Below are 12,120 nucleotides of genomic sequence, written 5' to 3'. Positions count from 1 at the left end.
CGCACCAGGGCGGAAGGCGCCGCGACGATGCGCGCCTGTCCGGGTCAGTCCCGCAAGAGCTCGTTGATCGAGGTCTTGGAGCGGGTCTTGGCATCCACCCGCTTCACGATCACCGCGCAGTAAAGGTTGACGCCGTTCTTCGACGGCATCGAGCCCGAGACGACGACGGATCCGGCCGGAACCTCGCCATACATCACTTCGCCGGTCTCGCGGTCGACGATCTTGGTGGACTGGCCGATGAACACGCCCATGCCCAGCACGGAACCCTCGCGCACGATCACGCCCTCTACCACCTCGGAGCGGGCACCGATGAAGCAGTTGTCCTCGATGATGGTCGGGCCGGCCTGCATGGGTTCCAGCACGCCGCCGATGCCGACGCCGCCCGAGAGGTGGACGTTCTTGCCGATCTGGGCGCAGCTGCCCACGGTGGCCCAGGTGTCGACCATCGTGCCCGAGTCGACATAGGCGCCCAGGTTGACGAAGGACGGCATCAGCACCACGCCCGGCGCGATGAAGGCCGAGCGGCGCACGACGCAGTTCGGCACCGCGCGAAAGCCGGCGGCGCGCCACTGGTTGTCACCCCAGCCGGCGAATTTGCTGTCGACCTTGTCCCACCAGCCGCCGCCTTGCGGGCCGCCCGACTGCATTTCCATGTCGTTCAGGCGAAAGCCCAGCAGCACGGCCTTTTTTGCCCACTGGTTGACGTGCCATTTGCCGTCCGCCTGCCGCTCGGCCACGCGCAGCGTGCCCGCGTCCAGCGCCGAAAGCGTCTCTTCGATCGCCGCGCGGGTCGTGCCGGTGGTGGCAGGGGTGATGGTGTCGCGCGCTTCCCACGCGGCTTCGATGGCGGCTTCAAGGGCGGCGTTGGACATTTGGGGCCTCGTGTCGCTGAAAGATCGGTTTTGGCTATAGGGCGTGGGCGCGGGTCGCGCAATCCGCCCTGCACGGGCAGGCATGGAAACCCGGCGCCGGATGTGTCAGGTCTGGGCCCCCATGCCAGAGGATGCCCCGATGACCGACGACAGCCGCAGCCATTCCTTCCGCGACAGCGTGCAAGACATCGCGGCCGCCGCGGGCGTGCCCGATACCCCGCAGACCCGCGCCCCGGCCTATCGACTGGCCTTTACCGACGCCGATTTCATGACGCGCGAGGAAGTGCGGCCCGTGCGCTTGCAGCTGGAGCTGCTCAAACCCCAGATCGTGATGGACGAGCGCGGGATCCAAAGCACCATCGTGCTGTTCGGCGGCGCCCGGATCCCCGCGCCCGATCGGGCCGAGACCGCGCGCGTCCCCGCGCTGGCCGAGCTGTCGAAATACTACGAGGAAGCGCGCCGCTTTGCCCGCCTGATGACCGAGCGCAGCATGAAAAGCTATGGGCGGGAAAACGTCATCGCGACGGGCGGCGGCCCCGGCGTGATGGAGGCAGGAAACCGCGGCGCGCATGAGGCAGGCGGGCAGTCCATCGGGCTGAACATCGTGCTGCCGCACGAACAGGCGCCGAACGAATATGTCACGCCCGATCTGTGCTTCAACTTCCACTATTTCGCGATCCGCAAGATGCATTTCCTGATGCGGGCCAAGGCGGTCTGCGTGTTCCCCGGCGGGTTCGGCACGCTGGACGAGATGTTCGAATCGCTGACGCTGATCCAGACGGGGCGGATGAAGCGGGTGCCGTTCCTGCTGTTTGGCCAGGCGTTCTGGGAAAAGGTGGTGAACTGGCAGGCATTGGCCGAGGCCGGGACCATCTCGCCCCAGGATCTGGACCTGTTCCGCTATGTCGAGACGGCAGAGGAGGCGGTGGGGGTGATCGACGGGTGGAAGGGGGCGGGGTGTTGAAGGGGGGGAGGGCGTCCGATCGACGATATCACCTGTATTGCCGTTGGTGTAGTTAGGGCTACTTTTTGGGCGGTGTTCCTTTCATGCCCGCAAGCGTTGATTGAAGCCCGGACATTGCGGTCGCCGCCAACCCCCCAATATTCTTCGCCGATGCGGAAGCAAGATCGGTAGCTGCTGCGAGAAGAGAAGACTGCTCGGAAAGCGCCTTGTTTATCCTTTCGATCGCCATATCTTCTCGCTCGTCAAGATGGCCATCCGCCTCGGCTATCTCGATCAGCAGAGTCCGGAGCTCTCCTCTCATCGCATCAAAGTTGCAGTCCGGGTTGGTCTTTGCGAAGGTAGCAAGCTCGGACGCCATGTCTGATAGACGAGATTTGCCTATATTCTCTTCCATGAGCTTCAGGGCCTGATCCAGATATGCTCTGTCATATCCCCATTCTTTCTCAAAATACTCCGAGATTGCTTCCAACTCGACAGGGTCAATCTGTCCGTCAATTGCTGCAACCTTCAAGGCAAGGCTCCCCATCAGATCAAGAATCGTCGTGGCTAGAACATCGAGGCCAGTATTCAAGAACTTGGGAATCTCGTTAATTCGGCTTCCAGAGTATGATCTGAATAGGCGAGTGACGCCGTAATACGCGCCACCCGAAACCAACGCGGCACCTACAACCCAACCGACAGGTGTTGCCGCAGTCCCGATTCCAATCGTTGTCCAGAGCGTTCCGAAGAAGGTAGACGCAACCGTGCTTGATGCCGCAACGCTTGCGCCTGTGCCCGCAACCCCGCCGACATCCCAAAGAAGAGATGCAGTCTTGCCGAGTCTCAGTGAAGCATAAGCGTCTCTACCAATGCCCAGCTTGATCTTGAATTTTTCGGAGTTGCTTAGTACTGCGCGGATTTCGCTGAATTCAAGAATTGAGATTTCTTCCGCAGTCGTCATGCCCTTGCGAAGCCCGCTTTGAGGCCATCGAAATGTGCTTCGACTCGATCCATATCTGCCTTGGCGGCATTGTTGCGCAAGTCGTCGAGAAACCCCTTTCCGACGCCAATAACGATTACCAGCTTTGAGAGTAAAGCAGCCAGTCCTGCAAACGGTGCGATGGGCCCAAGGGCAATGGTGCCAAGAGTTCCGCTGATCACCGTGGCGATCACAAGCCCAACCAACGCCCCGAGGGCAAGATTCGGAAATTTACGCATCAGAGATGTGGCAATTTCAAAAATTCTCCGGCCGATGGCCACTACGGCTTCGCCAATCTTTATCGTGATCTTTGCGATATCATAAAGAATGGCTTTTGCATCTGCGGAGAAATCCGTGCCGTCGATGATAATCTTGATCTTCCGCAGCGACGGTGCGCCGTTGATGCTTTGTACGGTCTCTTCAAAAGTCTCGAGTCTTGTGAATTCAGATTCCATGGGTGCCTCTCGAAAGGGGGCCGACTCTAACGAAGCGACTATCGGCTGGCATGTCTCGTGATTCAACTATTATCTGCGCATGGCGCATGATCGTAGCCGCGAATGACAGCCTCCCCCCCCCCCCCCCCCTCACGCCCTCTGATGCCTTGCCCTCGCCCCCTGCTCGATCGCCGCAGCGTGAAGCCGGCTGATGTTCAGCTCGTGCCGGATCTCCTCGAGCATCCGCAGCTCGGGCTGGCGAAGTGTCCCATCTGCGGCGGCCACGTCGCAGGCCAGCGCATAGGCCGTCTCGAACAGGCGCTCGGGCAGCGCCTCGCGCACCAGGCCGAACAGGGCGTCAAGGCCGTCTTCCTCTTCCAGCAGGTCGAATACGGTCTGGGCGACGGTCTTCATCCGGTCGGCATCGTAATCGCCAAAGACCGGAAGGTGATTCACGATGCGCTGGATCGCCACCAGTTCGGGGGTGTGCATCTGTTCATCCGAGGCGGAGACCGCGATCATCACCGCGACCAGCGCGTCCTGGGGCGACATCGAGGGGGTATCGGCAGACATGGCGGCTCCTGCAAGGCGTTTCGCCGCTCAGATTATTGACCTGCGCCGCCCCCGGCAATAGAGGGCGGGGGTCGTGCCGGCATGGGGCCTGCACGGGAACCCTGAGGATGCGCCGATGTCTGCCTTGCGTGACGCCGCGATGAAATCGAAAGCCTGGCCCTTTGAAGAGGCCCGCCGCATCCTCAAACGCTATGAAAAGAAGCCGCCGGCCAAGGGGCATGTGCTGTTCGAGACCGGCTATGGCCCCAGCGGTCTGCCGCATATCGGCACCTTCGGCGAGGTGGCGCGCACCACGATGATCCGCCGCGCCTTTCAGCTGATCAGCGACATTCCGACGCGGCTTGTGTGCTTCTCGGATGACCTCGACGGGATGCGCAAGGTGCCCGAGAACGTCCCGAACCGCGAGATGCTGCTGGCGAACGTGCAAAAGCCGCTGACCAGCGTGCCCGACCCGTTCGGGGAATATGAGAGCTTTGGCCATCACAACAATGCCATGCTGCGCCGGTTCCTCGATACCTTCGGGTTCGAATACGAATTCATCTCGGCAACCGATTTCTACCGTTCGGGCCAGTTCGACGCGGTCCTGCTGCGGGCGGCGGAACGCTATGACGACATCATGAAGGTGATGCTGGCCAGCTTGCGCGAAGAACGCCAGCAGACCTATTCGTGCTTCCTGCCGATCCACCCGGAAACGGGCCGGGTGCTGTATGTGCCGATGAAAGAGGTGAACGCCAAGGACGGCACCATCACCTTTGACGATGAAGAGGGCCGCGAATGGACCCTGCCGGTGACGGGCGGCAACGTGAAGCTGCAATGGAAGCCCGATTTCGGCGCCCGCTGGGCAGCGCTGGACGTCGACTTCGAGATGTATGGCAAGGACCACAGCACCAACACGCCGATCTATGACCGGATCTGCGAGATCCTGGGCGGCAAGAAGCCCGAGCATTTCACCTATGAGCTGTTCCTCGATGAAAACGGCGAGAAGATCTCGAAATCCAAGGGCAACGGGCTGACCATCGACGAATGGCTGACCTATGCCTCGACCGAGAGCCTGTCGTATTTCATGTATCAAAAGCCCAAGACGGCCAAGCGGCTGTGGTGGGATGTGATCCCGAAGGCGGTGGACGAATATCACCAGCAACTGCGCGCCTATGCTGAAACGGATGATGCGGAAAAGCAGGTGAACAACCCGGTCTGGCACATCCATGGCGGCAACCCGCCAAAGTCGGACATGGTGGTGCCGTTCTCGATGCTGCTGAACCTGGCCTCTGTGGCGGGGGCCTCGGATGCCAAGGGGCTGTGGGGCTTCATCAAGCGCTATGCTCCCGAAGCCAGCCCCGAGACCAACCCGCAGCTGGACCAGGCCGCAGGCTTTGCCGTGCGCTATTTTGCCGATTTCGTGGCGCCCAAGCGGGTGTTCCGCCTGCCAAGCGATCAGGAACGCGCGGCGATCGAGGATCTGTCGGCGCGGCTGGAAGGCTGGCAAGGCGGGCTGGACGACGAGGCCCTGCAGTCCATGGTGTTTGCGGTCGGCAAGGACCACGGGTTCGAGAACCTGCGCGAGTGGTTCAAGGCGCTTTATGAGGTGCTGCTGGGCGCCAGCGAGGGGCCGCGCTTTGGCGGGTTCATCGCGCTTTACGGCATTGCCGAAACGCGGGCGCTGCTTGGCCGGGCGCTGGCGGGCGAGCTGGTCTGACGGCGGCGCGGGGCGTTTGCCGTGCACGGGGAGGGCTGTCTGCCCTCCCCGAACCCCTCCCGAGGGTATTTGGAAAAGGCAAAGCAGGCGGGCGGCGCCTGACCTTCTGTCGTTGCATTTCGACTTGATCCAGATATCCCCGCCGGAGGCATCCGACAGGGATCACAGGCGCGCGGCTGGGGGGTTTCAAGCGGGCCGCCAAGAGCCTAGGTTTCCTGCCAAAGGAGATCTGCCATGACCAATCCGCTGCTGGCGCCTTCGGGGGTGCCCTTCGATCTGCCGCCCTTTGCCGCGATCCGGGACGAGGATTTCGCGCCGGCCTTTGAGGCGGCGCTGATCGAGGCGCGGGCGAATGTGGCCGCGATTGCCGCCAATCCCGAACCTGCAAGCTTTGCCAATACGATCGAGGCGATGGAACTGGCCGAGGAACGGCTGGACCGTGTGGCCTCGGTGTTCTTCAACCTTGTCGGGGCCGACAGCACCCCGGCGCGCGAGGCGCTGCAGCGCGAGCTGGCACCGAAACTGGCGGCCTATAGCAGCGAGAAGGTGCTGAACCCGGCGCTGTTTGCCCGGGTCGAGGCGGTGTGGCAGGCGCGGGATGCCCTGGACCTGACGCCCGAGCAGGCGCGGCTGCTGGAGCTGACGCGGCGCGGCTTTGTGCGGGCGGGGGCGGCGCTGGCGCCCGAGGGGGCGGCGCGGATGAAGGTGCTGAACGAGCGCGCGGCCGTCCTGGGCACGCAGTTCGCGCAAAACCTGCTGGCCGATGAGCGGGACTGGTTCATGGACCTGACCGAGGCCGATCTGGAGGGCCTGCCCGAGTTTGTTGTGACCGCCGCCCGCGATGCGGGGGCCGAGCGGGGCCGGCCGGGGCCGGTGATCACGCTGGGCCGGTCGCTGATCGTGCCGTTCTTGCAATTCTCGCCCCGCCGCGATCTGCGGGAACGGGCGTTCCGGGCCTGGGCCGCGCGCGGCGAGAATGGCGGGGCGACCGACAACCGCGGCATTGCCGCAGAGACGCTGGCGATCCGGCATGAGCGGGCGCAACTGCTGGGCTATCCGGATTTTGCCGCCTACAAGCTGGAAACCGAGATGGCACGCGCGCCGGGCGCGGTGCGCGATCTGCTGATGCGGGTCTGGGCGCCTGCCAAGGCGCGGGCCGAGGCGGACGGCGCCATCCTGACCGCGATGATGCATGCCGACGGGATCAACGGCGATCTGGAACCTTGGGACTGGCGCTATTATTCCGAACGCCGCCGCCGCGCCGAGCACGATCTGGATGAGGCGGCGCTGAAGCCCTATCTGTCGCTCGATGCGATGATCGCGGCGGCCTTTGATTGTGCGCACCGGCTGTTCGGGCTGGAGTTCAAGGCGCTGGATGTGCCGCTGTATCACCCTGATGCGCGGGCGTGGGAGGTGACGCGCGCGGGCGACCATGTGGCCGTGTTCATCGGCGATTATTTTGCGCGGCCCTCGAAACGCTCGGGGGCCTGGATGTCGTCGTTTCGGGGGCAGCGCAAGTTTGGCGGGGCCGAGCGGCCGGTGATCGTGAATGTGTGCAACTTCGTCAAGGGCAGCCCGGCGTTGCTGTCCTGGGACGATGCGCGCACGCTGTTCCACGAATTTGGCCATGCGCTGCACGGGATGCTGTCGGATGTGACCTATGGCTCGCTGTCGGGCACCAATGTGGCGCGCGATTTCGTGGAACTGCCAAGCCAGCTGTATGAACACTGGCTGTCGGTGCCCGAGGTGCTGGAGCGTCATGCCCGCCACTGGCAGACTGGTGCTGCGATGCCGGCCGATCTGCGCGAGCGTCTGCTGGCGGCCCAGACCTATGATCAGGGCTTTGCGACGGTCGAATATGTTGCCTCGGCGCTGGTTGACATGGCGTTCCACGAAGGCGTGCCGCCGGCCGATCCGATGGCGCGGCAGGCCGAGGTGCTGGACGGGCTGGGGATGCCGCGCGCGATTGTCATGCGCCATGCCACCCCGCATTTCGGCCATGTCTTTTCGGGCGGCGGCTATGCGGCGGGCTATTACAGCTACATGTGGTCCGAGGTGATGGACGCCGACGCCTTCGAGGCGTTCGAAGACCAGGGCAGCGCCTTTGACGCGGCCACGGCGGCAAGGCTTCTTGAGTTCATCCTGTCCAAGGGCGGATCGGTCGAGGCGGATGCGCTGTATACTGCCTTCCGGGGCCGGATGCCGGGGCCCGAGGCGCTGCTGAAAGGCCGCGGGCTGCTGGAGGTGGCCGCATGAAATTTTCGGTCCTTGATCTGGCGCCGGTGCCCGAAGGCAGCACTGTCGCCGATGCGCTGAACAATTCCGCCGACCTCGCGCGCCATGCCGAAGGGCTGGGCTATACCCGCTACTGGCTGGCCGAACATCACAACATGCCCGGCATTGCCAGTGCGGCAACGGCGCTGGCGATCCAGCATGTGGCGGCGGCGACCCGGACGATCCGGGTCGGGGCGGGGGGTATCATGCTACCCAACCATGCGCCGCTGGTGGTGGCCGAACAGTTCGGCACGCTGGCGATGCTGTATCCGGGGCGGATCGACCTGGGCCTTGGCCGCGCGCCGGGGACCGATCAGGCGACGGCGCGGGCGCTGCGCCGTTACATGGCGGGGGCGGATACCTTCCCGGACGATGTGGTCGAATTGCTGGGGTTCCTTGGCGACAACCCCGATGGCCCCGTTCATGCCTTTCCGGGCGAGGGCACGCATGTGCCAGTGTGGATCCTGGGGTCTTCGACCTTTGGGGCGCAGCTGGCGGCGTATCTGGGGCTGCCCTATGCCTTTGCCAGCCATTTCGCCCCGGATTTCCTGCATCAGGCGGCGGCGGTCTATCGGGCGCAGTTCCGGCCCTCGGTGTGGCTCGACAAGCCCTATTTTGCGATGGGCATGGGCTGTTTTGCGGCCGATACCGACGAAGAGGCGAAGTTCCTGCGCACCTCGATGCAGCAGACCTTTGCCAATCTGCGGCTGGGGCGGCCTGGGCGGTTGCAGCCGCCGGTGCGTGATATCGAGGCGCGGATCCCGCCTTCGGTACGGGCGGGGGTGGATCATGCGCTGTCCTGCGCGGCGACGGGCGGGCCCGCGACGCTGCGCGCGGAAGTCGAGCGGCTGACGGGCGATCTGCGGCCGGACGAGGTGATCCTGGCAACGCAGATGTATGACCATGGTGCGCGCAAGCGCAGCTATGAGATCGCGGCCGAGGTCTTGCGCGGGTTGTAAGCGGCAGAGGGGGGGCTTTGCGCCCCCCATGGCCTTGGCAGGGCCAAGGCCATTCCCCCCGCAGGATATTTGGTTCAAGGCGAAGGGGGGCGGCTGCGGTCCGGGGCAAGCAGGCGGCGGAACAGCGTGTCGAGAAAGGCGCCTGCCTCGTCGAACGGGTCGTGGTCGGGGCCAAGGACGGCGCGGACCTGCATGTCGAAATCGGCGTAATGCTGGGTCAGCGCCCAGATCGAGAACAGCAGATGTTGCGGCGGCACGGCGGAAAGCCGGCCATCGTCCATCCACTCTTGCAAGACGGCGGCCTTTTCGTCGACCAGCGCCTTGAGCGGGCCATTGAGCTGGGCGCCGATGCGCGGGGCGCCTTGCAGCACCTCGTTGGCAAACAGGCGGCTCTCGCGCGGCATGTCGCGGCTCATGTCCAGCTTGCGGCGGACATAGCGCAGCAGTTCCGTCATCGGCTCGCCCATCGGGTCGAGATCGCGCAAGGGTTGCAGCCAGATGTCGAGCAAATTGTCGAGCAGTTCGGCGTGGATCGCCTCTTTCGAGGGGAAGTAATAGAGCAGGTTCGGTTTCGACAGCCCTGCCGCCTCGGAGATCTGGTCCAGCGTGGCGCCCCGGAAGCCCTGTTGCGAAAAGACGTCCAGCGCGGCGGCGAGGATGGTTTCGCGGTTCTTTTGCTGGATGCGAGTCCGGGGTCTGGGGCGGGTCATGTCGTGCGGTCCTTTGGCCGAAAGGTGGACCGGGGCGTTGCGCCGCGCAAGCCGAAAGCGCTGCGGCTTGCCCAAGTCGGGGCAAGGCGCTAGGGCTGGGGAATGTTGTCCTATCAGCACATCTATCATGCCGGAAATCCGGCCGACGTTCAGAAGCATGCCTTGCTGGCGTGGCTGCTGGACTACATGACCGCCAAGGACAAGCCGCTGACCTATATGGAAACCCATTCGGGGCGGGGGCTTTACCAGCTGGATGCCCCCGAGGCGGTCAAGACGGGCGAGGCGGCGGCCGGCATCGCGCGGATGGAGCAGGGCTTTGCCCCCGATCATCCGTATCGCCGGTGCCTTGATGCGGTGCGCAAGGTGGCGGGGCCGGCGGCCTATCCGGGATCGCCGCTGATCGCCGGGCTGCTGCTGCGCCCCTTTGACAAGATCGTCCTGGCCGAGTTGCACCCGCGCGAACATGCCGCGCTGCGCGAGGCGATGTCGTCGGTCTATGCCGATATCCGGCGCGAGGACGGGCTGGCGATGGCGCTGTCGATGTGCCCGCCAACCCCGCGGCGCGGGGTCCTGATGATCGACCCCTCCTATGAGGTGAAGGACGATTACGACCGCCTGCCCTCGGTGATCGGCAGCATTGCCCGCAAATGGCCGGTGGGCGTCATCATGCTGTGGTATCCGATCCTGACGGGCGGCGCGCATCGGCCGATGCTGGAGCGGCTGGTGGCGGCCCATCCTGACGCCTTGCGCCATGAGGTGCACTTTGCCCCGGTGCGTCCGGGGCACCGGATGGTCGGGTCGGGGATGTTCGTCATCAATCCCGCATGGGGGATGGCAGAGGAGGCGGCGCGGATTTCGGCGCTTTTCAACGCCTAGCGACTTGGTATTTTCCGACATCTGGTCGGGTCAGGAGGCTGCAAGATGCAGTTGGACTATCATATTCTTGATGTCTTTACCGATCAGCCGTTTACCGGGAACCCGCTTGCGGTCGTTCTTGGGGCGGATGGTCTGGAGGACTGGCAGATGCAGACCATCGCCCGCCAGTTCAACCTGTCCGAGACGATCTTTGTCCAGACCCCGGATGATCCGGCGCATGCCGCCAAGGTGCGGATCTTTCTGCCGCTGGCCGAGATCCCGTTCGCGGGTCATCCGACCATCGGCTGCGCGGTGCTTCTGGCGGGGGTGCGCGGAATTGACGGGCAGCTGGTTCTGGAGGAACGGGCGGGCCTTGTGCCGGTGACCCTGGGCAGCGGCGCGGTGCCGATGGCCGAGTTCACGGCGCCCGTGGTGCCCTTTGCCGCCGGTGCGGTGCCCGATGCCGGGCTGGTGGCGGCGGCGCTGGGGTTGCCCCAGCTGCGCAGCGTGGCGCTGTGCGAAGGCGGCTCGCGGTTTCTGTTCCCCGAGGTCGCCACACTGGAGGCGCTGGCCGCAGCACGGCCGCTGGAGCCGGCATGGTCTGATCTGGGTCGCGCCGGTGCGCCGGGCAAGATGTGGGTCTGGTGCTGGACCGGGGCGCGGACGGTCCGGGCCCGGATGTTTGCCCCCGGTGCAGGCGTGCCCGAGGATCCGGCGACCGGATCGGCGACTGCGGTCTTTGCCGCAGTCTTGCACGGGCAGGGCGCGCTGGACGAGGGCGAGACGGTCTTCACGATTGATCAAGGCGTCGAGATGGGGCGGCCCAGCCGCTTGCGCCTGACAGCGGTCGTGAAGGATGGTGCGCTGGTGGCAGCGCGTGTGGCAGGACGGGCGGTGCGGGTGGCCGAGGGGCGCATCCGGGTGCCGGAACGGAGGGGATGATGGCCAAGGGATATTGGGTGGCTCATGTCGATGTGCGCGATCCGCAGGCCTATGAGGCCTATCGACAGGCGAATGCGGTGGCCTTTGCCAAATATGGCGCGCGGTTCATCGTGCGGGGCGGGGCGCAGGAGGTGCGCGAAGGCGCTGCCAAGGCGCGCACGGTGGTGATCGAGTTCGACAGCATCGAGACTGCGCGGGCCTGCTATGACAGTCCCGAATATCAGGCGGCCAAGGCGCTGCGCGATCCGGTGTCGTCGGGCGATCTGGTGATCGTCGAAGGCTGGGATGGCTGAGTGCCCATGGGGCAAGCGGGGCAGGGGGGCCAGCCCCCCGCGCCTTGCGGCGCCCCCCCGGGATATTTCCGGACAGATGAAACGGCATAGGTTGGGAGTGCGTTCATGGTGAAACGGTTGCTGCAATGGCTGGCCGCGCCCGAGCCTGCACCTTTGCCGGCGGACGAGGCACGGCTCGCGCTGGCGGCGCTGATGGTGCGGCTTGCGCGCTCGGACGGGGACTATTCGGCGGCGGAAGTGGCGCGGATCGACCGGGTGCTGGGGGCGCGGTTCGGCCTTGATGCCGACGGCGTCGCCAGATTGCGGGCCGAGGCCGAGGCGCTGGAGGCGGGCGCGCCGGATACCGTGCGCTTTACCCGCGCGCTCAAGGCGGCCGTGGTGCTGGAGGACCGGCTGGGGCTGATCGAGGCGCTGTGGTCGGTGGCGCTGGCCGACGGGGGCCGCGATGCCGAGGAGGACCGGCTGATGCGGCTGGTGGTTTCGCTGCTGGGCGTGACGGATGCGGACTCGGGGCTGGCGCGGCAGCGGGCCGAGCGGGCCCTGGCGCGCCCGTAGGCTAGCCTTCCGTCGCGTAAATTGATCAATTTTTG

The 12,120-nt window shown here is 65.0% G+C and carries 13 protein-coding genes; 8 read left to right on the top strand and 5 right to left on the bottom strand.

Translation table 11 applies throughout. The features are described 5' to 3' along the window. Positions 1–44: 44 nt before the first annotated feature. Positions 45–872: a 2,3,4,5-tetrahydropyridine-2,6-dicarboxylate N-succinyltransferase gene (dapD, locus tag G481_RS0110495; protein ID WP_028029985.1), complete on the bottom strand. Its 828-nt coding sequence runs from the start codon at positions 870–872 to the stop codon at positions 45–47. Positions 873–1,011: 139 nt separating this feature from the next. Here dapD and G481_RS0110490 point away from each other — a divergent pair, with 139 nt between their 5' ends. Then, positions 1,012–1,836 (top strand): LOG family protein, encoded by an 825-nt coding sequence (locus G481_RS0110490; RefSeq protein WP_028029984.1) that lies wholly within the window; start codon positions 1,012–1,014, stop codon positions 1,834–1,836. Between the two features lie 58 nt (positions 1,837–1,894). Here the strand turns inward: G481_RS0110490 and G481_RS23530 are convergent, their stop codons facing one another. The 3 genes from G481_RS23530 to G481_RS0110475 all read right to left on the bottom strand — a co-directional run bounded on the left by G481_RS23530 (position 1,895) and on the right by G481_RS0110475 (position 3,801). After that, positions 1,895–2,776: a TerB family tellurite resistance protein gene (locus G481_RS23530; protein WP_051294462.1), complete on the bottom strand. Its 882-nt coding sequence runs from the start codon at positions 2,774–2,776 to the stop codon at positions 1,895–1,897. Further along, positions 2,773–3,249 carry a hypothetical protein gene (locus tag G481_RS23525; RefSeq protein WP_035025808.1) on the bottom strand — a complete coding sequence of 159 codons (477 nt, stop codon included), beginning with the start codon at positions 3,247–3,249 and terminating at the stop codon, positions 2,773–2,775. The genes G481_RS23530 and G481_RS23525 overlap by 4 nt, the downstream gene beginning before the upstream one ends. Before the next feature lie 129 nt (positions 3,250–3,378). Beyond that, positions 3,379–3,801, bottom strand: a complete 423-nt coding sequence (locus tag G481_RS0110475; protein ID WP_028029983.1) for a tellurite resistance TerB family protein — start codon at positions 3,799–3,801, stop codon at positions 3,379–3,381. A 115-nt stretch (positions 3,802–3,916) separates the two neighbouring features. Here G481_RS0110475 and G481_RS0110470 point away from each other — a divergent pair, with 115 nt between their 5' ends. The 3 genes from G481_RS0110470 to G481_RS0110460 all read left to right on the top strand — a co-directional run bounded on the left by G481_RS0110470 (position 3,917) and on the right by G481_RS0110460 (position 8,730). Next, a complete protein-coding gene (locus tag G481_RS0110470; RefSeq protein WP_028029982.1) occupies positions 3,917–5,497 on the top strand; it encodes a lysine--tRNA ligase in 1,581 nt (526 codons plus the stop codon). Between the two features lie 234 nt (positions 5,498–5,731). Further along, positions 5,732–7,753, top strand: coding sequence for a M3 family metallopeptidase (locus G481_RS0110465; protein WP_028029981.1), 2,022 nt, complete (start codon positions 5,732–5,734; stop codon positions 7,751–7,753). Beyond that, complete coding sequence (locus G481_RS0110460) at positions 7,750–8,730, top strand: LLM class flavin-dependent oxidoreductase (RefSeq protein ID WP_028029980.1); 981 nt, start codon at positions 7,750–7,752, stop codon at positions 8,728–8,730. Before G481_RS0110465 ends, G481_RS0110460 begins: the two co-directional genes overlap by 4 nt. Before the next feature lie 74 nt (positions 8,731–8,804). Here the strand turns inward: G481_RS0110460 and G481_RS0110455 are convergent, their stop codons facing one another. Further along, positions 8,805–9,440 carry a TetR family transcriptional regulator C-terminal domain-containing protein gene (locus G481_RS0110455; RefSeq protein ID WP_028029979.1) on the bottom strand — a complete coding sequence of 212 codons (636 nt, stop codon included), beginning with the start codon at positions 9,438–9,440 and terminating at the stop codon, positions 8,805–8,807. A 102-nt stretch (positions 9,441–9,542) separates the two neighbouring features. Here G481_RS0110455 and G481_RS0110450 point away from each other — a divergent pair, with 102 nt between their 5' ends. The 4 genes from G481_RS0110450 to G481_RS0110435 all read left to right on the top strand — a co-directional run bounded on the left by G481_RS0110450 (position 9,543) and on the right by G481_RS0110435 (position 12,085). Then, positions 9,543–10,316 (top strand): 23S rRNA (adenine(2030)-N(6))-methyltransferase RlmJ, encoded by a 774-nt coding sequence (locus tag G481_RS0110450; protein WP_028029978.1) that lies wholly within the window; start codon positions 9,543–9,545, stop codon positions 10,314–10,316. Between the two features lie 45 nt (positions 10,317–10,361). After that, positions 10,362–11,237 (top strand): PhzF family phenazine biosynthesis protein, encoded by an 876-nt coding sequence (locus tag G481_RS0110445; RefSeq protein WP_028029977.1) that lies wholly within the window; start codon positions 10,362–10,364, stop codon positions 11,235–11,237. After that, complete coding sequence (locus G481_RS0110440) at positions 11,237–11,530, top strand: DUF1330 domain-containing protein (protein WP_028029976.1); 294 nt, start codon at positions 11,237–11,239, stop codon at positions 11,528–11,530. Before G481_RS0110445 ends, G481_RS0110440 begins: the two co-directional genes overlap by 1 nt. Before the next feature lie 105 nt (positions 11,531–11,635). After that, the gene (locus G481_RS0110435) at positions 11,636–12,085 is read left to right on the top strand and encodes a tellurite resistance TerB family protein (protein ID WP_028029975.1); all 450 of its coding nucleotides are present in this window, start codon (positions 11,636–11,638) and stop codon (positions 12,083–12,085) included. Positions 12,086–12,120 lie beyond the last annotated feature (35 nt).

Source organism: Gemmobacter nectariphilus DSM 15620, from assembly GCF_000429765.1.
In the GTDB taxonomy this organism is placed as follows: domain Bacteria; phylum Pseudomonadota; class Alphaproteobacteria; order Rhodobacterales; family Rhodobacteraceae; genus Wagnerdoeblera; species Wagnerdoeblera nectariphila.
This window is presented reverse-complemented; position numbering and strand designations above follow the sequence as displayed.